The 22,816-nt window shown below is 42.9% G+C and carries 24 protein-coding genes; 2 read left to right on the top strand and 22 right to left on the bottom strand.

The genetic code is table 11. The annotated features are described in order from the left end of the window. Together KNO71_RS10920 and KNO71_RS10915 are read left to right on the top strand one after the other, a co-directional pair. Positions 1-302: hypothetical protein (locus KNO71_RS10920; protein WP_214688663.1), on the top strand; the 302-nt coding region annotated here is incomplete at its 5' end. 31 nt (positions 303-333) lie between these two features. Beyond that, positions 334-1,038 carry an HD domain-containing protein gene (locus tag KNO71_RS10915; protein ID WP_214688662.1) on the top strand — a complete coding sequence of 235 codons (705 nt, stop codon included), beginning with the start codon at positions 334-336 and terminating at the stop codon, positions 1,036-1,038. Between the two features lie 279 nt (positions 1,039-1,317). Here the strand turns inward: KNO71_RS10915 and KNO71_RS10910 are convergent, their stop codons facing one another. From KNO71_RS10910 to KNO71_RS10810, 22 genes are all read right to left on the bottom strand, one after another. After that, positions 1,318-1,596: a hypothetical protein gene (locus tag KNO71_RS10910; protein WP_214688660.1), complete on the bottom strand. Its 279-nt coding sequence runs from the start codon at positions 1,594-1,596 to the stop codon at positions 1,318-1,320. 185 nt (positions 1,597-1,781) lie between these two features. After that, complete coding sequence (locus tag KNO71_RS10905; protein WP_214688658.1) at positions 1,782-2,810, bottom strand: DUF262 domain-containing protein; 1,029 nt, start codon at positions 2,808-2,810, stop codon at positions 1,782-1,784. A 91-nt stretch (positions 2,811-2,901) separates the two neighbouring features. Continuing rightward, on the bottom strand, positions 2,902-4,758 hold the full coding sequence (pulA, locus tag KNO71_RS10900) for a type I pullulanase (protein ID WP_214688657.1): 1,857 nt from the start codon (positions 4,756-4,758) through the stop codon (positions 2,902-2,904). A 133-nt stretch (positions 4,759-4,891) separates the two neighbouring features. Continuing rightward, positions 4,892-5,404 (bottom strand): pyrophosphohydrolase domain-containing protein, encoded by a 513-nt coding sequence (locus tag KNO71_RS10895; RefSeq protein ID WP_214688656.1) that lies wholly within the window; start codon positions 5,402-5,404, stop codon positions 4,892-4,894. Between the two features lie 112 nt (positions 5,405-5,516). Beyond that, a complete protein-coding gene (locus KNO71_RS10890; protein ID WP_214688655.1) occupies positions 5,517-6,671 on the bottom strand; it encodes a murein hydrolase activator EnvC family protein in 1,155 nt (384 codons plus the stop codon). A 144-nt stretch (positions 6,672-6,815) separates the two neighbouring features. After that, complete coding sequence (locus tag KNO71_RS10885; protein ID WP_214688654.1) at positions 6,816-7,886, bottom strand: ATP-binding protein; 1,071 nt, start codon at positions 7,884-7,886, stop codon at positions 6,816-6,818. A 144-nt stretch (positions 7,887-8,030) separates the two neighbouring features. Beyond that, positions 8,031-8,186: a hypothetical protein gene (locus tag KNO71_RS10880; RefSeq protein ID WP_214688653.1), complete on the bottom strand. Its 156-nt coding sequence runs from the start codon at positions 8,184-8,186 to the stop codon at positions 8,031-8,033. Positions 8,187-8,331: 145 nt separating this feature from the next. After that, positions 8,332-8,847: a DUF2179 domain-containing protein gene (locus KNO71_RS10875; protein WP_214688651.1), complete on the bottom strand. Its 516-nt coding sequence runs from the start codon at positions 8,845-8,847 to the stop codon at positions 8,332-8,334. Positions 8,848-8,939: 92 nt separating this feature from the next. Then, positions 8,940-10,196 carry a PhoH family protein gene (locus KNO71_RS10870; RefSeq protein ID WP_214688649.1) on the bottom strand — a complete coding sequence of 419 codons (1,257 nt, stop codon included), beginning with the start codon at positions 10,194-10,196 and terminating at the stop codon, positions 8,940-8,942. Positions 10,197-10,441: 245 nt separating this feature from the next. After that, entirely contained in the window at positions 10,442-11,551 is a 1,110-nt protein-coding gene (locus KNO71_RS10865) for a DNA cytosine methyltransferase (protein ID WP_214688648.1), read from the bottom strand. Beyond that, on the bottom strand, positions 11,541-12,257 hold the full coding sequence (locus KNO71_RS10860; RefSeq protein WP_214688647.1) for a methyltransferase domain-containing protein: 717 nt from the start codon (positions 12,255-12,257) through the stop codon (positions 11,541-11,543). The genes KNO71_RS10865 and KNO71_RS10860 overlap by 11 nt, the downstream gene beginning before the upstream one ends. Continuing rightward, entirely contained in the window at positions 12,257-12,793 is a 537-nt protein-coding gene (locus tag KNO71_RS10855) for a hypothetical protein (protein WP_214688645.1), read from the bottom strand. The genes KNO71_RS10860 and KNO71_RS10855 overlap by 1 nt, the downstream gene beginning before the upstream one ends. 116 nt (positions 12,794-12,909) lie before the next feature. Then, the gene (locus tag KNO71_RS17860; protein WP_353047657.1) at positions 12,910-13,113 is read right to left on the bottom strand and encodes a DUF6465 family protein; all 204 of its coding nucleotides are present in this window, start codon (positions 13,111-13,113) and stop codon (positions 12,910-12,912) included. Between the two features lie 103 nt (positions 13,114-13,216). Further along, positions 13,217-15,901, bottom strand: coding sequence for a transglycosylase domain-containing protein (locus KNO71_RS10850; RefSeq protein ID WP_214688643.1), 2,685 nt, complete (start codon positions 15,899-15,901; stop codon positions 13,217-13,219). A 617-nt stretch (positions 15,902-16,518) separates the two neighbouring features. Then, complete coding sequence (locus KNO71_RS10845; protein ID WP_214688642.1) at positions 16,519-17,604, bottom strand: hypothetical protein; 1,086 nt, start codon at positions 17,602-17,604, stop codon at positions 16,519-16,521. Positions 17,605-17,615: 11 nt separating this feature from the next. Beyond that, complete coding sequence (locus KNO71_RS10840; protein ID WP_214688641.1) at positions 17,616-18,503, bottom strand: 3'-5' exonuclease; 888 nt, start codon at positions 18,501-18,503, stop codon at positions 17,616-17,618. Positions 18,504-18,614: 111 nt separating this feature from the next. After that, a complete protein-coding gene (locus tag KNO71_RS10835; RefSeq protein WP_214688640.1) occupies positions 18,615-19,004 on the bottom strand; it encodes a hypothetical protein in 390 nt (129 codons plus the stop codon). Next, positions 19,004-19,450, bottom strand: coding sequence for a hypothetical protein (locus KNO71_RS10830; protein ID WP_214688639.1), 447 nt, complete (start codon positions 19,448-19,450; stop codon positions 19,004-19,006). Before KNO71_RS10830 ends, KNO71_RS10835 begins: the two co-directional genes overlap by 1 nt. Before the next feature lie 130 nt (positions 19,451-19,580). Continuing rightward, positions 19,581-19,988 (bottom strand): hypothetical protein, encoded by a 408-nt coding sequence (locus KNO71_RS10825; RefSeq protein WP_214688638.1) that lies wholly within the window; start codon positions 19,986-19,988, stop codon positions 19,581-19,583. Next, positions 19,985-20,812 (bottom strand): hypothetical protein, encoded by an 828-nt coding sequence (locus tag KNO71_RS10820; RefSeq protein ID WP_214688637.1) that lies wholly within the window; start codon positions 20,810-20,812, stop codon positions 19,985-19,987. The genes KNO71_RS10825 and KNO71_RS10820 overlap by 4 nt, the downstream gene beginning before the upstream one ends. After that, on the bottom strand, positions 20,812-21,795 hold the full coding sequence (locus KNO71_RS10815; protein WP_214688635.1) for a hypothetical protein: 984 nt from the start codon (positions 21,793-21,795) through the stop codon (positions 20,812-20,814). Before KNO71_RS10815 ends, KNO71_RS10820 begins: the two co-directional genes overlap by 1 nt. Further along, a complete protein-coding gene (locus KNO71_RS10810) occupies positions 21,795-22,808 on the bottom strand; it encodes a hypothetical protein (RefSeq protein WP_214688633.1) in 1,014 nt (337 codons plus the stop codon). The genes KNO71_RS10815 and KNO71_RS10810 overlap by 1 nt, the downstream gene beginning before the upstream one ends. Positions 22,809-22,816: the final 8 nt, after the last annotated feature.

Raw genomic sequence — 22,816 nt, 5'->3', positions numbered from 1 at the left:
TTAACCCAAATCCAAGGCAAAAATATGCCCTCCTGCAACTGCTGTGGCGAAATGAACTCCTTGAGCTGATTTCGTCCTACGAGCTAGACATTGACCGGTCACTGAAGAAAAGGGGACTAAGGGAACAGGTTGCGAAAGAGTTATCATCAGAACAGTTAGAGCAACAGGTGAAGCAGTTTCTACTCAAGAGAGACAGTTGGAAAGTGCCTGGAGTTGCAAACCCCTATTATGAGAAACGAAAAAGAGAGCGTGCGGAACGAGCGAGAAAACGTCGTGAGCGTAAAAAGAAACTAATGACATAGAATAGTTGAAACGAAATGAAGGAGTGTTACTATGGCACACATTGAATCAAAGTTAAAATTCACTTGGAGTGAATTGAAAGATATCCTGTTGTCTGAGTCACCAACCGAAACAATTCGAGCACTTCAGAAAAACGGACAGTTGGACTCCATCCTTCCGGAGATTTCTGCCTTATACGGTGTCGAGCAACCAATCGCTCACCACCCTGAAGGAGACGCATTCGAACATACGATGCAGGTGGTGGATGCAATGCGGAAAGTCACGGATGAACCGGCTTATTTGATGGCGGCACTTTGTCATGATGTCGGAAAGGCTGTTACGCCAATGGCGTTACGACCGAAACATCATGAGCATGAGAAGAATGGTGTCCCGATAGTGACTGCCCTCTGCAAGCGACTAGAAGTGCCCGCTGATGTGATGGAAGCCACATGTGTCGGCACAGAGAATCATGGCAAGTTCCATCGTGTGTTCGAGATGAGAGCGGTTCGTCTCGTCGATTTCTTCAACTATCACGAGGGGACAACGTTAGGGGTCGAAGGTATCGCCTATCTTGCTCTTTGCGACCATCAAGGTCGAAACAACCCTGATGGTATTCATGAGTGTTATGATGCTTGGTTCGAGATGTGGCAATTCATTCAAGATAACCCACCTTTAGACCATGAAAGACCGGAGGATACACGTAAACGGCACGCCAACGGGATTCACGAGATTCGAAAGAAATACATGAATGTAAATTGACGCCTCGGCGTCTTTTTTTATTTTCATCTTAGCTGTTCATCTCACAATAAAAAAGACCCCTTTCGAGGTCTTTTTTTACTCACGAGAACCCATTCAGCAAAATCCAAACGATAAAAAATGTAGCGAAAATGGTTGGTATTAATGATAGGACTGCCATCCATTTGTTCTTCGTCAATATCCCTGTGATAAGGAAAAATAGTCCAAAGATGAATAGTCCTCCGATACTCGCTATTGTCAATCCACTTCACGCCTTTATTCTTTTTGAAATCAGGATGTCTTTCATTTGCGACGGCACCGTCTTGCCCAATCGTTCTCTGTGCCAGTCACTCTACCTGCAGATACGTCTTGAATCCATACATGTCTCGGATAATAACGCACCCAATCGATGACATCATAAGAATTGGTCTCTTTTCTGTGTCCGCCACCATCCTGAACATAATATTCTTTGATGTCTAGCACATGGACACGATTCCGTCTCCGAACGATTCGGTTTGCAATCTTTCTTCCTGTCTGAGATTTCGCCTTGTAGATTGGTGTCTTCTTATAACTTCGACTCATCGAGAATCCCCCCTGCCATCTTAACGATGGAGGGACGTTGTTTTTGCCCATCGAGGACACGCCCCCTAACGGAAGTCCATGATTGTTTTCACGCTCTCACCTTCTTCTTTTTCTGATGTATCTCACTCTACTCGCTGACGACAGTATCTATTCCACATAAAAAGAGAGGCATTGCCTCTCCATTCTCAAATATGATAAAGGGTGGGACGCTTTTGCAGAAGCGTCGCCTTCGCCTTTTCTAAATCTTCATCCGTATGCTTGACCTGTTTCATATTAATCATCACATATGCTTCCACAATCTCATCCAACGTCTCGAACTCCGTTGTCATGACCGTCACAAGGGTCTGGCGAAGCGCATCGTTGAATATCGAACGCATCTGGGAATAATACAACTCTTGACCTTTGTACTGGACTTTGAATTCATCATTTAAGAACGAGTAGATGGCATGCAAACGTTGCTTCCCGTCCCACAATATCAATCCATATCCTTCACCTAAGGTCAAGTCCATGATGTTATCATTTTCATAGAAAACACCAACCGGAATCCCTTTTAGAATCGAATCGATAAAATTCACTTTCATATCTGTTGTCCACACAAGATTTCGTTGGAAACTTGGAGAAGCGTTCATCGATAATTCCGGTGAGAACAGCTTCCTGAATGGGTTGAACGAGATATCGACAAGGTGATTCAATTCGACTTTTCGGCTCTTGGCAGGGAACTTGTCAGAACGTCCGCTCACGACTTGTTCCACATTTTTCTTGTCCTTGATGATGTTCTCGAACTTGGAATTGATGGACTCGATTTCTTGATGTTTTTGTTTCACGATGGACTGTACCCAACGCCCATAGTTCGCCATATAGTCCTCATCTTCCTTCAGTAGATTGCTCAATGTAGTCCCGGAACCGTAGTGTGTGTTTTCATAGAAGCTTTCTTTAAAGACGAATTCTCCTTCCAAAGCAGGATGTTCGATATGGATAAGACAAAGTCTGTACTCTTCCATACCCAAACGGGACTCTTCGACGATATGCATCAGCTTGTCGATTGAAAACTTTCCAACGTCCACCCTTACGGTGACCTTTCCATTCACTTTAGCTAGAGCTCGAAGTTCTTTGATGATACGCTTTACCTCTTGCTTGTTGTTTCCCGTAGCTACAATCGGCTCAGCCTCGACCAGTTTGACCATATAACGTTCAAACAAATGTTGTGTTCTCATATCGAAAACTCCTTTTCTATTGTTTTATGACATATCATACTCAAAAAATGTCACAAATATAAAAAAACACCCTGTTGCAAGGGTGTCCGTCCTATAATTTAACGAGTATTGTTGTTGAATAGTATGGGAGTTGAAAATCTCCCTCTACCCATCCCATTCCAGAGAGGTCAATGTCTCCTTCGGTTGCGACGAGAATCCACTCTCCTGGGGGTAATCCGGTTGTGATGTTGAAATCATTAAAATTGTGAATCACCAGGATGTCCGTGTAATCCCCTTCGCTCTCTCCTTTAAGGGAGAGTCCGATTAGTTTATGTTGGTTTAAAAAGATAGAGGTTCTACGACGAATCGAATTGGCGTCTGCCATCCGGAATCCCGTCTGGTCTTTCCGTAATCGAATCAAGTCACGACAGAACGAGTACATGTCATCATTCTCTACTTTTTTCTTCCATGATATGCGATTGACGGCATCCCCCGCATTGTAGGAATTGTGGGCACCCTTCTTAGAATGGAGAAACTCGGTTCCTTGTGAGAGGAACGGTATCCCCTGCGAGGTGAGTAATACACTCAGTGCGAATTTATTCAGTCTGACCCGGTCGTTATAGAAGAACTCCGGACAACTCTTTTCAATCTTGTCGAACAAACATAGATTGTCATGTGCGGAGACATAGTTGATGCTTTGGATGGGGTCTTTTGCGAAACCTGACAACCATTCATTATACTGAATACTCCCTAGCATCCCTCGAAGGACTGCCAATTGTTCGAATTCGTTACCTGCAATCAATCCTTTGACATGACCATCGTTATCCCCTTTAATCCCGTTTCTGAACTCGTCATTGAAGAGAGCGATTCGAGTGCTCCACTGCTTCCCTTTTGTGAACTGCCGCTCAAGGTGCAATGCCGAGACGCCACCAGTCCACGGTTCACCGTAGAGAAGGACGTTTGGGTCATGTTTCCGCAACTCTTGTTCGATTTGATACATCGTCTCGTCATCATATAGTGACATGAGGTCAAATCGGAAACCATCGATATGATACTCTCTTTGCCAATAAAGAAGGCTATCAATGATAAATTGACGAATGACCGGATGCTCGGTTCTCAACTCGTTTCCACAACCTGAACCATTCCCCCACTCTCCCGTATCGTATTTTCTGTATGCAAGGTTCGGGAAGAACACATGCAATGGATGTTCCCGCTCGTGTGAGGTGTGATTGTACACGACATCCATCACAACAGCGATACCATTGTCATGAAGTGCCTGAACCATCTGTTTCATTTCTCTTACACGAATCGCCCCATCCTCCGGATTGCTCGAATAAGAGCCTTCCGGTACGTTGAATAGGAACGGGTCATATCCCCAATTGTAGGTGTTGTCGATATCTTCATCATCGACAGATGTATAATCTGCGAGCGGGAGCAAATGGAGATGGGTCACACCCAAATCAATGAGATGTGGTATTCCTTTTGCCGACATATCCGAAAATCGGTTGAACGCCCCGCAAAGGTTCGAACCATAATCATCATCTACAGTGAAATCTCTTACATGCGCTTCATATAAGACAGCGTCTTGTTGAGGAACCTTACAGTCGAAAGACGTCCAATTCAATGGATGGGTTCTCTCTAAATCAAGGATGACTCCCATTTGACTGTTCGTGTTCGTCGAAACCGCCCATGGGTCAATAGAGAAGTGATGCAACCCGTCTCGAATGACCTCTATGATGTACGTTTTCTTATGAAATTGTCCAGTCAACTCCATTGACCACACATCGACGTCGTGTTCGACACCCTGCTTGGCGAGGGGATGCGCACTTCCATCGATATGAATCCAAACCTCATCTGCCTCTTCAATCAACAAGCGCACAGTCAACCTGTCACCGTTAAATATGACCCCATTCTCTAATGATTTAACGCCCTGCATGCGATTCAAGCGTTCGAAACGACTTAACAACATTCGAATCCTCTCCTTTTATATAATCTGTGAGATACACAACATATTTGACTTGCCATTGCTATACTATGGCGTCTGTACGAAAGCCATGCTTTGGTCAAACAAAAAAAGGCTACTCATAGGAGTAGCCTTTCAGTCATTGTTGGGATTGTCTTTGCACTTCGGCACGTAGTTTTGGTTCCGGTGCCCAATTTTCTTCCCATCCTTCGGGTTTCATGATTTTCCCGTCACTTTCCCGGATGATTGGTTTTCCATCTGCACCTAGCTTTGCCATGTTCGCCTGTTGCACGATGTCAAATAGCGGTGTCGGTTCCACCCCTAAAAGAACGAAACTTCCTTGATTGAAGTAAAGCTCATCGGTCAACGCATCAGCTTGCCCTACGAGACGCTCCTCATCAGTTTCGGGGTAAGGATTCCCAAGAGATTTTTCGACAGCGGCATCAATCCCCACTTTGAAGTCCGCAATGAGCTTGAGAAACTCGACTTCATCTTTTGAGGTCTGGTGGAGAAATTCGACAAGCTCTTCAGCTGACCAGACCGCTCGCTTGAGGGCTAATTCTGCATTCATAACGGTAGGCTTTTCACCGACCGGATGATTGAATGCCTTATGGAAGGCTTTGACTCCCTCGTAAAAATGATTGTGTTCCATTGTATCACGCTCCATTTCTCATTTTTGCTCCTATGTTTTAGAACGACCTATCCTATGCTCCGACGCCTTGTTTTATCAAGCTACAATCGTTCTACCTTGATTCCAGATGTCATCAAACCTTCGCCTTCTTGTTCTCACCCTTTTCTAAGAATAGTTGAGGATTTAGATGGTTCCGATTCTCATCTTGAATTTCGAAGTGTAGGTGGGAACCAGTAGAGCGCCCTGTCGTGCCCATTAAACCAATTACTTCACCTTGCTTAATCTCTTCTCCGACTTGCACCCCAATCATAGATAAGTGAGGGTATAGACTATGGAACACCTCTCCGTTCACTTCATGTTTGAGAAGGATATAGTTTCCGTACCCTTGGTTAGAGTGAACGACCTTGATGACCACGCCATCTGCGGTTGAAACAATCGGAGTTCCTTGAGGATTTGCAATATCAATACCGGTATGGAACTCTGTCCCACTCCCTCCGAATGGGTTAGGTCTTATCCCATATGGTGAAGTCAATGTGCCACTTGCAGGACGAATGAAATAGGATTCATAATTGGCATTATCACTCATCAATGAGCGATACTGTTCAAACTGTTCGCTAGACACTTGTTTTTCCATAAGAAGCCGTTTTCGCTCTTCTTGAGCTTTCAATTCTTTTTGAATACGCTTCAGTTCATCTTCCTCAAGTGTTTTCAGCTTTGTCTCTAGTGTTTTTCTCTTCTGATTCACATTTTTTTGATTTGCCTTTAGCTTTATCTTCTGTTTTTTCAGAGTTAGGATTTTATTTTCGAGTTTCTTTTTCTCAGCTTTGTTCGCCCGGGTTTCATTCTCTAATTCTTCCATCTGTTCTCTTTCTGCATCCATCAATGTGCGAAACGTAAACGCACGGTTCACAGCATCTCCAATGGATGTCGAGCTGAAGATGGCTTCCATCCATTGGTCGTCGGGTTTTCCTTTGACCTGCCAGTACAACATCTTCTCCGTCATCGATTCCCACCGCTCATTTAATTCCGCTTCTTTGGCTTCAATCTCTCTCTTTTTCACTTCCAGGTCTTTTTCAATCTTAAGGGCTACATTTAATCCTTTGATTTCCTCTTCAAGTTCCACAATCTCTTTATCAAGCTGTAAAATGGCTTTCCGTGTCTTATTAATTTCGTTTGCAAGGCTCTTCTTGACGACCCTTGTCTCATCTTTAGAATTCGCATATGCAGAAATAGACGGTTGTGTAAGTAAGAGACAGCCCATAGTCGCTATGAAAATCGTCTTTTTCATCTTCATCTATCATCACACTCTTTTCTCTATTATTTTTCTTATTAGAATAGGCACTTACGAATCGCTCTAAAACTCTGAGGTGTCTTATGTCACATACCTGTAATATTGCATGGATACAAAAATGACCGGTTAGTCCGGTCATCCTTAAAATTCATCATCGATGTTATCTAGCACCACAATGTGTCGTTTTACGTCCTGCTTCACTGTCTTGATGACTTTTGCCGCCAAGTGGTTGCTGACGCTGTTCGGTTGTTTTGGAGGGTTTGGCGTATAGACCTCTTCAGGGGTAGGGCTTTTTCCCGCCGTCTCTTCCTCACTCCGCAATACGTTGCCACGGTGTCTAGGAACTGAGATTCGTAGACTATCCACAAGGTCAGCATCTAATGGTTTTAGTTTGGCAACCCCACTGATACGCTTTCCTCGGGCATCTAACATCATATAGATGAATTCATAAGCGTCTCGATTCAAAATGTACATAATCTCACGCTCGTAAACCTCTTGTGAGACGTATGTTGCATCCTCCATTGTGAGACCGCTCAAATAGACTCTATTTCGAATGTACGCATCGACATACGACATTTGTTCCTCCGTCAAAAGTCCTCTTGATTCTAAAAAGAGCGTGCAACCGATAGAATATTCCCCGCCTCTGAACAAGATTGGAGTAATATAAGACATATAGATGTGAGAATCGTCTACGTAGAGGAAATGAGGAGTCGATTTATCCTCATTTTCTTTTAAATATGCCTCTCTCATCGCTGTCAAAAGAAATGCTGACCCACGTATGCTCGCCTCCTGGTTATGCTCGAACTCCAAATCGACAATGACGACTTCCTTTTTTCGGATTGCCATCTCGAAATCGATGACATTTTCTTGAATCGTTCGATAGCAATAGGCATCCATGTTGATGATGGACTTACCTGCATGCGTAAGTGAAGGCTTCACTAAACGAACTTCTCGGTTATTACGCTTTGCCAAAGAATACATCATCATCGCTGACTCACGGTCAGAGACAAATACCGTTGTCCCCACCTTCTTGTTTTCGATGTCTTGCTTCAAGAGAGCGGGGAGCAAGATATCGCTCTTCCCACTCCCTTTTGTACCAAGCACCAAAAGATGCTTGAAACGCTTGTCTTCTTGAAGGTAGGCAGGTTTATCAAGACTGCTTTTAGCCCCCAGAATGAGTTGGTCTTTCACTATGTTTTTCTCAACTTTCATTGCACACTCTCCCCTCTCTCATTGTCTTAGCAATGATTGAATGATTCGGTATATTCTATGCTGTGACTGAGCAGATTCAACTCTTTTGAAGTTCAATGAAATAGACACACTCTCTAAAAAAGAAAACCATCCGAAATCGGATGGTTAGTCTTTCTTTTTCTTTGTCCGATGATTCAACTTACGACCTCGTTCACGAAGTTCAGGGTCTTTTTTAGGTTTACGTCGCTTCATGGATTCAAATGTTTCCGTTTCCGCTTCGTATCCATCTTTTGTTTTAAGATTCATCGCATCGTATTTCATACATCCATCTCCTCCAATTAGGTCGTTTTGTAACCTTAGTTTACTTTATATTTTTGACTATAGTCAAAAAACAGAGGTTCTACCCCTTTGCCAAGGTTAGTATATGCTATTTGCCTTCGTTCATTTATATTCACTGGTTCATCTATTAGAGGATTCGCCCTTCATCTTCCCTTAAGAATCCCCCTGTGTAATCCGCCGGTTCCAATACAATCAAGAACGCCTTGGGTTCCAATTGTTTGACCCGTTCTTTCAATTCTCTTACTCGATGTCTTGGTGCCAGGACGTCCATTCGGTACACGGTTCCATTAATTCCAATCCCCTCATATACCGTGAGTCCGAACCCATCATGGTATAACACACGTTTTAAGTTGTCTGGGTCTGTCGATACGTGAATCTGAACCAATTGTTCCCCGATAGCAAGTTTCCGTTCGATGTATGAGCCGACCAGAATCCCAATGCCAAATCCCAACGCATACGTGACGATACCTGCAAAGGAAGGTGATTTCAAGATGACTCCTAATGCCGTCACATAGATAAACACATCGATTGTTCCTAACATGCTTGCAAGTCTAGTCTTACCCTTTACCAACATCATCGTGCGAATCGTCACAATCGGTACATATACCAGTTGCAACGCCAATATGATTAAAATCTCTTTCATTCTTTGCAATCCACCCTTTCATCTTTCTGATTCTCGTTTTCTATCTATATTTCGTATGGAAAAGACCAGGAATCTTCTTCCCGGTCTAATAGTTACATCTTGTCTGCGAACTCCGAAAGCGCTCCTCGCATGTTCCCTTCCAATCGGACGTGACCCAACAGTTCACTTCCTTGGAACACTTCGAGCGCACGGTAAATCCCGTTGTTGACACCATTTGCGATGTCGAGGTCAACTTGCCGCTCATCCCCATCAAAGATGACCTGACCACCGTCTTCAATTCGCTCGATGATGGTTTTGACCATGTCTTTGGTATAGTTCTGTGCTTCGGTCACATAGACGGGACCCGAGAAGCTCGCTCCACGGATATCTTCCAATGTCACGATATTCAACTGACCTTTCTGAATCAAAATCTGTGTGTACTCCATACCCAATTTGGTTCTGAGAATCGCTCCTAAGTTTGATTGAAGAACCTTTGCAACGATATCTCCTTTCTTCAGACCGAAAGTATTGGTTCCACGCATCCCCACGTTATTCGTGACGATATAGACTTTTGTATCCTTCTTCATGTTGTGAATCTCTTGCAAAAGATAGCTGATTGCCAAGTAGCTCTTTCCACATCCTGCTTTGCCCGTGATAATCGAGAGCTTGTTCTTGTGCAACGTATCGATGGCAATGGCTTGTCGAAGATTTTTCGCTTTCACATCTTGCCCATCTGACCAAAATCCACTATTGATATGACGACCGATTGTAATCTCACGATAACGGGGAGCCTGATAGGTATGGTCATGCTCGTACCGTACTGCCATCACTTCCTGGTCTTTCACGTTGATGACCGCATATTGCCCCAGTTTCAGATTTAAGGGATTTTTAAACCCATCAATCTTCGCCATGTTCTTCTTCAATGTCTCGAAGCGTGCCGGTGTCAAACGCACCTCTAACGTTCCTTCGTATGTCTCCATCTTGACATTGTTGTAGTCCTTTACTGTGAACCCAAAGGCTTTGGCTTGTTTCCGAAGTGCTCGGTCATGCGTAATCAGACCGACTTCTCGATTCATATCTAACTTGTAAATATATAAGAGTTCGAGAAACTTATTGTCTGTATACGTTGGGTCGAAGTCACCTTTTAAGTGTTTAAATGTTGAAACTTGATGCCAACTGTCTTCTATAACGTTCTCATGTTCATCAATGGCACGTAAAACGTCACGAGCTCTCTTGGCTAGTTCTGGTTTACCGAAGCTATCCTTATGTTTCTCTAATTCACGAAGGGTCAATATCGTGACGATGACTTCTGAGAAGTCAACATACTGAAGATGGTTGAGAAGTGAAGATGTGTCGATGATATATTTCATATGTTGGTGTCCCCCTTTAGGTGGTTTGGATGTTCACAGCCGATTGGCTGTGACGTGCGTTGCAAGATTTTTTCTTTTCCTACTCCGGATAGGTTTGCCACTACAAACGTCCGGTTTCAACAAGTCGTACCAGTCCAAAACGTTAAAAGGATTTATGTTTTTATGCTATAGAATCACCTCCTTGACAAACAGGCGAATGAATAACCGCCTTTACAAACATTATAGTTTTGACTATTGTGCAAATATTACGCATCTTTCAATCTTGCACGTTCGAGCTGTTCCGATATGGCGACACCTAACTCATAAGCGACCAACGATGGGATGCCACTTGTCCGCTCGTACTGTCTCCTCAAAGAGATGGATTCGGGGAAATAAAATGAATCGGGAACCGTCTGAAGCCTCAGGCATTCACGAACGGTGAACCGTCTGTTCCCTCGTCGTTCGCCTTTATATTTGTCTGAAAGGTCAACAATCTGTGCATTATTCTTTCCGTTCATCATCGATGTTAGTGTCCATGCAGGTTGTTCGAACGAAACTTTTCTTAGAAACCCTGTTCGCCCTCCACCAGAATAATAAGCAGTCCCAAGAAAACGTTTCTGGTCTTCAACTTCTAAGTCACGCCAGTTACCGCCCGGAGGGATTCTATCAACGAATTGTGCTTCATCTTTCCGAATTCCAAATCCGCTATGATTTTTCAGACCGTCGATAGTCTCATTCGGTTCAGGCAAATCCCCGATAGCCTCTCGAATAGTAGTAGTTTGTCCTGAAGGCTCAGGGAATTTAAACGTAATGCCTAGTTCTTGACGGAACCCTACTGCAAAGACACGTTTCCGTTTTTGCGGGACACCAAAATCGGAGCAATCGAGATATTTCCACGAAAGTCGATATCCCATCTTTTCAAACTCTGAGAGAATTCTGTCAAATACGACCTTATGTTTCTTGCTAACGAGTCCACCCACGTTCTCAAAAAGAAATGCATCTGGTTTATTCTCCTTGACTAGACGAACGAAATGTCCTGCCAAATCCCCATTCTTCTCGTCATCTTCCCCCTTGCCTGAACCGATGCTCGAATAAGACTTGCACGGAAACCCACCAACGATGATGTCCGCATGGGGCAGACATTCTGCGTCGAGAGACCGGACGTCTCCTACACAGGCATGGTTTCCAACATTCAGGTTGTACGTATCGACAGCAAATGCTTGATTGTCCACCGCATAGACAATCTCGTATCCTGCCCGCTTGAATCCGGTCGCACCTATCCCTGCTCCACAAAATAGGTCCATCATGGTTAGACCATTAGAAGGTAATGGTTTCATCCCCCAATCATTATTCGGGAGCTTTTTTTCATTGTTCATTTGCATCCCTCTCTTCCTTGAACGCCAACCATCCACAAAAATGAAGGTCTCTAAAGAACATTTCTATATTTTTAAATCCGACTTCTTTTAAAATGCTTTCATTCTCAGCAACCGTTAATGGTCTCATGACACCTCTCAAAGATTTGTCTTTCGCTCGTATTTCCAAGGCATCTAATCCTTCCCGCTCTTTGAAGTCGTGATAAAGTTGCGTAAATGCTTCTTGAACACATCCGCTTTTCGAGTAGGTCTTTTCAACAAGAATAAAGACGCCTCCGCTCCCGAGTGATTCGTACACTTTTTTAATGACGGCTTTGCGATGTCGTTGTGAAACAAACTGTAACGTCAAGATAGAGAGGACTACAGAACTGTCCTCAGGGAGCTTGACGTCCTCTATCTTTTCGTTTATGAACTGAAAATCGGACATTCCCTTGGTTTTCTTCATCGCTTGTTGAATCATGTCTGATGATTCATCGACTCCAATTAACCGAAGGTTCTTTTCTTTAACTACTTGCTGTATTCTGGCAAGGCTCTCGCCGGTAGCACAACCTAAATCGATGACAACAGCTCCGTCCTCACAGAAGAAGTTCGCCAACTCAGAAACAGATTCTTGAATCCTGTCATATCCCGGAACTGATTGTTTGACGTGAAAGTCAAAAATAGGGGCAATCGCCCCGTCAAACCTCCAAACCGATTTGCTATCACGCATCAATCGCCACCTGCCTCAAAACCTGACTCGATATCACCGTTTCGAACCTTGAATGATGAGATGACCTGTCGTTTTGAAACCTTTTCGCCACCGACGACTCCTGGAACAATGTCGCTTAAGTAGTCCCACTCATATCGGACAGTCAAAGTGACCGGAATCCGCTCTCCGAACTCAATGATAGGAAGTGATGTCTCCGGTGAAATGGTTCTTCCATTGATTTCGAGAGTAAAATCATCCTCAGCAAAACCACCCTTTGCTAGGGTATTTTTCACTTCTCGATATAGTTGTGGCGTGGTGACATAACTCTCAAGGTGGTGAGTTGACGGTTGTGTCATCACACCCCCTTGATTACCAACGACCCTCCCCACATATCCACTCACCGAAGATGCTGTGTCCAACTTTTGACTCATGTTTACCATGTCAACGAATCCTGCGAGGGCATATACCGTGATTAATCCAGTCAGACCTAGTTCGATACTCGTAAGTCCTTTATTGTCTAAGAGCTTCTGCTTTAACCTGTCGAAAAATTTCTTCAATTCGCATTCCTCCCTTCTAAAATCTCTATATCTTATATAAAAAAGACTCCCATCATAATCCGTTAGGAGTTCAATGGAAGCCTTTCGGTGCTCAACGACACGTTTTATTTGAGGTTTTACTCTTCGAGAGACACTGAGCCGGTGAATATTTCATTGATTACAAAATAGACCCGTTTCTCTTCCGGCTTGACATATAACTCTAAGCGAGAGATATCCTTCATAAGATTGCCTTTCTCTCTCCATATGGAGCGAACCCTTCCCTCGATATCTTTTAAATTCACATTCATTCCATCATGTTGTATAAAACAGACATGCTTCATCGTCCATCACATCCTTCCATATCTTGCTTCCATCCTATGATTCAATCTCAAGAAATATAAAAAGAGACATTCTTTTTAAGGAATGTCCCTTTCATGATTACTCTCATTCAGATTCAACGATGCTCTCAATAGGCTCGTCTTCTTCCGCCTCTACTTCATCAGGGGAATCCGAGTCTTCTATCGGTTGCTCATCTTCTTGTGCGTCTTCTTCATCTTGCGCTTCTGACTCTGCTTGAGCTTGTCTTTCCTCTTCTAATCTTCGTTCTACCTCTTCTTGGATACGTCTCTCCTCTTCCAAGCGTTCTGCTTCAGCCTTCTCCAACTCCAAACGTTTCTTTTCTTCTTCTTGACGTTTGATTTCATCGATAAGCGATTGACGCTTTCGATTCAATGCCGTTGAAGCATCGTTCCATTCAATCATGAAGCTATCAAATGCTTTTTTATGCTTCACTTCTTCAATAAATGGCAAGATATCCTCCAACATCGTCATTTGATGCTCATATTCATCTAAATCGTCAAATGGCTCATCATAGAATGCTTGGAATCGCTCTCGAACAAGACGTTCCCGCTCTAGTTCCTCTGACTTGGTCAATCCATGGATGATACGATAGTCTTCAGCATCGAGTCGTTGGGACTGTGCCAATCGTTCATTTTCTTTTCGCCATTCTTCTTGTTGCTTCCGCTTGTTTCTCATTTGTTCAGTTTGATTGCTCTTGGCAACCCATCTGCCGTTCTGTTTAAAAACTGTGTCAGGACGTGCAAAATCGATAACCTTTTTCTTATGATGCAATTGCTCATTCCATTCTTTGAATAGAGAGCTTGCAACCCAATGCTGAGAAGCAGGCATCGAACTCGGAGTATCATATCCAGTCCATACAGCAGTTGAAAAATATGGCGTGCCCCCAACAAACCAAATATCTTTATCAGCGTTCGTCGTCCCCGTTTTCCCCATGGTGTATTTGTAGTTCGAAGGCATGGCACGTGTCCCCGTTCCCTTGCTCATGACACCTTTCAACGTGTCTACCATGAGATATGCGGCACCTGAGTCATATACCTTTTTCACTTTCTGACGATGTTCGTACAAGGTTTCTCCCGTCACGATGTCTTTGATTTTTCGAATATTGGTAGGTTCACGATATTCCCCATGATTAATCAGTGATTCGTATGCACTTGCCATCTCGACGGTTGTGGTTCCGTATGTGAACCCTCCGACCGAGATGATTGGATTACGGTCTTCTGATGACAAATGCGAGAACTGCATGTCAGACAATTTCTCAATCATCTTGTCCCCACCTAGTTTATTCGCCAACTGATATGGAACGGTATTGATTGAAATCTCGGTGGCATATCTCAATGTCACCATTCCCCGATAACCATTGTAATAGTTACCAGGTCCGTTCTTGATTGGACGGTCAGCCATTACGCTTTCCGGTGAATACCCAATTTCAAAGGCAGGAGTATAGGCAACAATCGGCTTAATCGTTGAACCGGGCTGTCTCACTCCCTGGTAACTACGATTGAAGTAGTTCCCTTTGTCATTTCGTCCACCAATGATGGCGACTACTTCGCCTGTACGGTTATCAATCGTTGTAATGGCGGTCTGGAGCTGATAAAATCCTGTTTCTCTGTCCTTAAGCGTATATGGAGACATGACCTTCTCAACGGTTCTCTTTAATGCCGTTTGTTTATCAACGTCAATACTTGTCTCAATCAGATAGCCACCTTTAAGGATGTCTTCTCTCGTCTTCACATATGACTCATGATATCTCTCCTGATATGCAGTGCGACTCGGTTCATCGGTGAACACGTATTGAAAAATGAATCCATTCTTCTCCATCATGTGCTCCGTCGCTTTATGAATGGCATATCCAAGTGCAGGTTCCGTCACAGAGTTATCGATTTTGTGCTTTTGAACCTTGATTCCTAGCGGTTTTGCAACGGCATTCTTGTACTGTTTCTCTGTGATAGCATCGTTCTCCCACATCTTCATCAACACTCGATTACGTTTCTTCAATGCATTTTCAGGGTTCCGTATCGGGTCAAACAAGCTTGGGTTGTTTGTGATACCGATGATGAGTGCGGCTTCATGCAACTCTACCTCGGATTGTTTTTTTGAGAAATAATACGTGGCAGATGGCGCAATGCCATAGTTTCCATTTCCGAAATAAACATTGTTCAAGTAGTGCCGTAGTATCTCATTCTTATCCATCTTTTTCTCAAGTTCCTGTGCGACAACCTGTTCCACCAGTTTTCGCTCAACCGAAACATTGTTATCATTCAGGATGACATTTCGAACCAACTGTTGCGTGATAGTACTTCCACCTTGAGTCCCATTCCCTTTGAGAGTCGTAAGGATTCCACGCATCGTACCGTAGAGGTCTACACCATGATGGTCATAGAATCTCTCGTCCTCTGCAGATACAAGTGCCTCTACGAAGAAAGGATTGATTTCTTTAAACTTAGGTGTCTCATACTGGTACTCTTTGAACACTTTCAACAATTTCCCATTCGAATCATAAATTTTCGTGGGGGACTTCGTGATAAAATCCTCTTCTTTTATATGTTCTGATATCGAATACCCTTTCGTGACGCTCGATTGAATGAAATCGCCATATTTATCCCATACAATTGCTCCGGACACGGCGCCTCCAGTTGACAATAGAAGCGTAAATATTGTTCCGGTGATAACGACACCTTTTACAATTTTCTTCCCAAATGACACTTCTTTTCTCTGTTGTGTTCCATCCAGGGGGTCATTTTTCTTACTGTTTGCTCTTGATAGCCCCATTTTATTCACGTCCTCTCCCAAGATTGATTTCCTGTGTAGATACATATCATTATATTTCTTATTTTTGACTATAGTCAAATTTCAAGTGGTGGTACTCGCTTTTATGAACAGGAAAAAGACCACCGTTGCGGGAATGGTCACTTATCTCAAGTAATCGAGATGATAGCCATTTTTTTGCAAACGAGTGGTCTTCAAACAGCTCCCTGAAAGAGCGGAAAACGTTACTGATGCATCAAAACATCGCTTGTACAAGAAAGTATGACGAGTCATCTATTGTCAGATGGTCATATTCTCATGCGGCAACGAAAGTGCGAGAGGCAAGGATATCCTTACATAAGTTTCAGGTAAACCGTGGGGGGCTTTCGCCCCCCTTTCGGGACAGAATACAAAATTTCAGTCTAAGGTGTCGTAAAAGCTCTAGGTGTCGTTGAAATTTTGTCGGTTGTGTGTGTGTGTTGTGTGTGTGTGTCTTCTTTTTCTGTCCAATTATGTCTACCTGTTAAATAATCAATAGCACTTCCTTCTGTTTGATTCATCGAATGTCGTTCCCCTTTCAATTTAGGTTCCGTTAAGATTCTTTGAATTCCTGCTTTTTAGGATTTTTCCTATTCTTTATCTTATTCTCCTTGCGTGGTTCTATAACTGAGAATGAAGATTTTTTCTGCATTCGAAGAATAGTCAGCAATCGCTAATACCGCTCCGGGTTCCACTTCCCCAACGACTGCCGTATCTTGGATGAATCCATTCTTAAACATGTCTTTAATTATCTTTGCGGGATATCCCGAAGGAGAGAGGCAAATGCCGTCTTGACTAAATAAAAGGTTATCTCTTACGGTCAACTTCCCGATTTTATCAAGAGAATTATCCATAGCTTTAGCCCATTCCGGACGCTTCTCATTCAATCCTTTGAACACTGCACTCATAGAATTTGCGATGACACCATCTGTCACATAATCACCCTTCAAGACAATCGTCACCGTGTCCGAGTCATCCGATAGAACGATTGCAGGTCGTTCATCTTGAAGGGACATGGAGAATGTCAATTGCCCCATCCCCTCAGAGAGCTTTTGCAATGCCCGAGCCTTTGGTTTTGACAGTATAAGATTGAACGGTGAACTCGCATCCACTTCTCTCTTTTCGTAATAGCTTTGGTGCATCGAAAAGGAGACGACTTGAGCCGTCCCATCCTCGATTGAGCTAAAATAAATGGATTGGGTGTCCAATTTCTCAGAAGGAAATTCTGTCTTCTTCAGAGGAAGTGATGCACGATTCAACATACCAGATAGCGTTTTACCATCTGAGCAGAACAATACTTCTCGTTTAACCTCTTCTACAATCACCGTATCCTCGTCATCGAAAAGGAAAAAAACAGACTCCGGAAACACGCCATCATCGACTCGAAGTTCGTCTCCATCCCGTTCAATCAAAATAACTTCTTTACTCTTGCTGAATTGCTTCAGTGCATCGAGCAACTCTTTTAATGAACAGGTTGCTACACCTTCATAAATCATCTTCGCTTCTTTCAACTTATAGGTGATTTCCACCTTATTCTTCTTATCAATGAAGTAGAAGATGACATCCTCGTTGTCTGTAGCCTCAAGAGTCACTGCATGATTTCCGCTCTTAAACTCCGAATCACTTAGCGTGGCTCGCATCATATCCATTGCTTTCTTCATGTCCTTGTAAGTTGCTTCAAATATCATTCTCTCACCTCTCAGTTCTTAAATTCTTGAAGAGCACGAATATCAGGTAACGAAAGGAATTTCAGGACATCGTTCTCTACAATTTTGAAATCTAGAGGAAGAGGGAAGTCTTTGTTGTACCAAACTCGTGTAATGACGTCGAAGTACACTGTACCGAAATCGTTTCCACTTCGTAGGGATACGTAGAGGCGCTTCATCATCTTCTTCTTCGTGATTTGTTTCTCCCAATAACGAACACGCTTCACTTCAGAAGGCGTGTGTTCGACTGGTTTGACGATATGTTCACGCACTTCGACTGTATCAGGGTCGATAACATAGTGATATACCTTGTTGAAGACCTCAGCAGTCGCATAAGCATCCTCATCCGCACGGTGCGCATTTTCCAAACTCACATCAAAAAGTTTCGCAAGAGTTCCTAGTTTATATCCATCCTCTTTTTGCTTCGGTAGACCTCTCCGGAACAATTTCAATGTGCAAATGACATCGTTTTGAATGTGAATCCCGACCCGTTTGAAGAACGGAACCAAAAATCGTTTCCAGTCAAACCCTTCATTGTGAACGACAACAACGGCATCCCCGATGTACGTGTGTAAATCAATCAACACTTGTCCGATGGTCGGTTGTCCTTTAACCATCTCGTCGGTAATTCCGGTGTGTGCAACAATCTTCTTTGGAATCTTCATTTGAGGGTCAACGAATTGTTGAAATCTGTCTTGAATCTTCCCGTTTAAAACTCGAACCGCTCCGATTTCGATAATCGTTGCTCCTTTGTCTGGATGAAAGCCTGTAGTCTCAATATCCATTACGACAAAATGTGACTTTTTCATCGTTTCGACATAATCTGGAATGGCTCCGATATCAAAAGCCGCCAATACCTCATTATCCTTTTTAGTCAACATGATTGATTCACTCCTGTTTTATAGTTATTTTTTAATATTATAGATTAATTTATTGACTATAGTCAATTTTATGAAAGTCCGATAAGAAAAGGAGTCTGAAATTCAGACTCCTTACAAACCATATCCGTAGTAGCACGGACATATTTTTTTTAAAGATAAGTTTTGATACAATTGTTCATCTTGAGAAAGAGAATGAAACAAAATCGGTCTTTTCGTGAGTTTGAGCGAGTTCAAGACTCTTGAAACCATAGCCTCATCGTTCTCATATATCACGAAGTCCTGAATATAGATACCATCATCCATCTTACATCTCATGAACATCGGGAATAAGATTTCCGCATCTTCATCACTTACACCGACTAATACTGCGGATGAAAGTGTCCGTGAGGATTGGAACATCATCTCGCCGACCTCTTGACCATCAATGACTATTTTTTTATACCCTGACCCCACTTGTCCTTTAGACTCGAACAGACAGTTTTGCGCCAACAAAGTAGTCATCAATATACCACCGCCTTGCTTCTTTTCGACATTTCTTCCTGTATTTCTTTGAGCATTTGTTTGGCGTTCTCTACACCTTCCAAATCATCTCGCTTCATCGCCTGGTTCATCATGTCGAGATAAATGTCCACATATGACCGGCAAAGTTCCATCTGTACCAGATATGCTGATTTCGACGTCATTTTCTTGTCAAACGATACAGGCTCACCCTTCTCCGAAACGCTCTGCGTCTGGCTCTCAGGCAGTACCGAAAGATTTGCTACAATCGCCTCCAGTTTCTTTTTAGCCATATCCATACCTGTCACGTCATTATTTTTCATTGCCATCGACAAGTTCGCTAGATACTTATCAACGTATGCCTGATAAATTTTTCGTGCTCTCTGGATATTCCGCTCTGTGAAGACCTCGATAAAAAGATTGTTCTGACGCTCGATTTGATTCAACACTCCGAACCACTCCTTTTGAAATAAATTGTGTTTTCACACCAATTGAAAATACCTTGTTATCCTATTCACCACTTTATTTTTTAATAACTAAGAGAGCGGTCTTAAATGACCACTCTCCTAGACCCCTTATTCAGAGAACATCAGCCGTCTCTTCACTGATTTGTGCACTTAGTTCCTCGTGACATTGAACAATCGCACCTTGCTTGAATGTTGCCAAGATGTCATCTACTTTGATTTGATTTCCTTCCCGACTGGTGTTCAGCATTACTGTTACCACGGAGTTCTCATTCTTGTCCTGAATATCAACCATATAGATGTCTCCCTCGATTAAAGGAGCTACATGGAATGCACGAATCGCAGTGTTCTGTACCGCAACATCAATTGCAACGTTCGCAACCGTCTCAAACAAAGACCTTGGATAAGGTTCACTGCCTGCAACCTCATACGCATTTCCGTTGAGCAGGGGTGTGAGGACTTCCACCACCTTGTCTCCCATCTCATCCAAATAGTCCAATTCAATCAATTGATTCTCATTCATTCACTCATCACTCCTGTTCTTTTTTCTTTTAGATAGATAGAGCCATCTTTGTGGATGTCCAGTAAATACTCACCCTTATTGGTAGTGAAGTAATAACTCTCCGCCCCGATTGAAAGAGTGTATGCATCAATCGTTTCAATCTTGCCTATCTTTCCTTCTCGCTCTTTAAGAAAGTCATCCACCTCGGAGACAAGCATGCTCTCACGTCTTGGTTTTGGCTTCTCATCATCCGTCGTAAGTTTGTGGTAGTTGAGTTGATACGGGTTCAATACCTCAAAGGAATAAACACCCTCGCTCGTCTGAACTTCCGCATGATTCAAGGCATCCGTCTGCAAGACACCTTGAATCTCGCCTAAGCTCTGGTTTTTTTGTAAGAAGAGCGAGACGATGGAATTGGTTGATTTCTCATCCCCTTCAATGAGACGCACCTCGGGGCTCCGTTCTTCAATCCGATAAATATCCAAACCCTTTCCGTCTTTCGAGATAAAACCGACATGATACATGTGTTGATTCGTCAACACCTTGTAAAAGAGAACGGTCTGTTTTTCTTTTCCGGTCAACACTAACCCTTCACCCAATCGTGTTACCTTCTCAACATTTTCATCGAGTTCTTTCTCGAAATATTCTTGTGCTTCAACTCGTGCTTCTTCAATCTCTACTCGGTATGGATTTTTAGTCATGTCCCATGCCAATAACGACAAAAGAAGAATGAACAAGATAATCGGTACTTTTAGATACCATTTCAATGACGAACGTAGAAGTTGGTATACAGCATACGGAGGGAATACAATCCACCATAACCAACGGAATCCGATTCTTCGCATCAAGAATCACCGCCTTCAGGTGCAGACACTTGAATATACGGTGACTGAACTTTAGATGGAGTCGAGAACCGCTCAGAAATACGATTCAAAATGAAGTTTTCCTTCTCGTTGAGTTGCCACTTGTTCGACTCTAGCTCATTCAAATACCCATAAATATCGTCTCCGATAAATGTATTGGAATAGTCATCCATCAGTTCTGTCATAATGTCACGGATGCCAGATTTAAACGTGTATTGCCCCTTCTCATGGTCAAAGTGTTTTGGTTCATCGACACCGAACACGTTAGCGTATAGGTTCCGCTCCATCGACTGAATCTCATCATGATAATATGAGTTTTCCCAGTTCACACGATTGCTTTCGACAAACAAAATCAAATTCAACTGCTTCTCGAACACTTGCTTCTCCGAGTCGTTCGAATTCGGGTAGGATTGAAGCTGTTCTTTCTGTATATCAATAAATGCTTTCGTTGATTTATCCAAATATTTACCATATTCACTCTCGAACCTGTCTAAATCTTGAGACAAGAATAGGCTGTCGCCCTTTTCTTCAACTTTGAAATAACTCTCACTTAATCCTTCTAAATACTCACGCACTACCTTATCTTTCACACCGGAGAAATCTTGTGTACCTGATTTGAACTCCCCATTGTTATAAGAGACGGTCAACTCTTCAGCAATTTGTACATAAGTTTCCATCAGCCGGTCTTGCTCCATCCTCATCGAGTACAACAAGCCGAATAGAAGTTCGGTTTGTTTGTCTGTGCTCACTCGTCCGATGGCAGTCGAAATCTTATCATCAATCGTCTTAGGGGATGCATCATTGATGACCAGTTCCGACACTTCATTCATCAGCTTTTCTTGCCCCATCTCTGACAACACGCCAACCTCTCTTGTCTCCCCAAAGTCCTGACCTTTTATCAGTAAATATCCAGGATAAATGGAAGCTGAAAGTGCTAGACCGTAAATCATCCATTTTTTGCTCATCATGATTCCCCCTTTTTGTTGAATGGTGTTTCTTTACCAAATCCAATGATTTTATGGTTGCCTCTGTCATAAAAAATGCTGAAAGAAAGCGGTGCATCGCCATGCTTTTGAGGATACTTAACTTCGTACATCGTAATGGCTGATGCGTTCTCATCGGTATGGAGATATCCAGTAATGACTGCTTTTTTCATATCTCCTTCATTCACTCTGTACCAAGTGAACACCGTCTCTACAGATTCTTGGTCTGTCACACCGACTTTTGAGAGCCATGCCGCTATCTCATCTCTCCCGACATTGCGCCAATCATCTACCGGAGGGAATGAGATGATTTCATTCCATTTATACTTGAATTCTTTATGCACATCCGCCGACCATTCGCTCTCACTTGTCAGTGGAGTCAATGTATTTTCTCTGTCTGTTTCTTGATTGAGTTTGACGAATCGAATGTTGTTCTTTTCATCTGTCAGGAGCATCACATCATGTTGTAAGAATTTTTTGGTATCATTCACACTATTCAGTGTTACGGATATCGCTCTGAATTCTTCATCTCCCACCTGTTGTTCGCCAATACCTGTCAATGTAATCGACTGGATTCGTTGATAAGGGGTTGCATAGACCTGACGGATGATGTCTCCGAAAACATCGACGCTCGATTCAAGCGTTCTGAATGATTTAAATGATGTCCTTGAGGTATCTTCCCCTTCTAGGAATCCCATCATTTTCTCCTCGTCATTGAGCTCTCCCATAAGTTCTTCGAGCATGGTTTCAGCACTCATTCTCACCTTCTCGGTGGCATCACCGCTAGGTAAAGTTAAAGGTGTAATTGGTGACCACTTCTCTTCTTCGCTCGGCTCCTCTTGAATGTCACTTTTAAACCATTCGAATGGTACAGAATAGGATGCAAGTTTTCCGGATACATATGATTCGACATTGTCCATCGATTCATCGACGTTCACACAGCCGGACAAGAAGAAAACCGGTATGATACCGATTACGGTAGATAGTTTTTTCATTTTTTAGT

Source organism: Exiguobacterium sp. s163 (assembly GCF_018617135.1).
Taxonomy (GTDB): Bacteria; Bacillota; Bacilli; order Exiguobacteriales; family Exiguobacteriaceae; genus Exiguobacterium; species Exiguobacterium profundum.
Note: the sequence above shows the minus strand (reverse complement) of the source record. Positions and strands in the feature narration are given on the sequence as shown.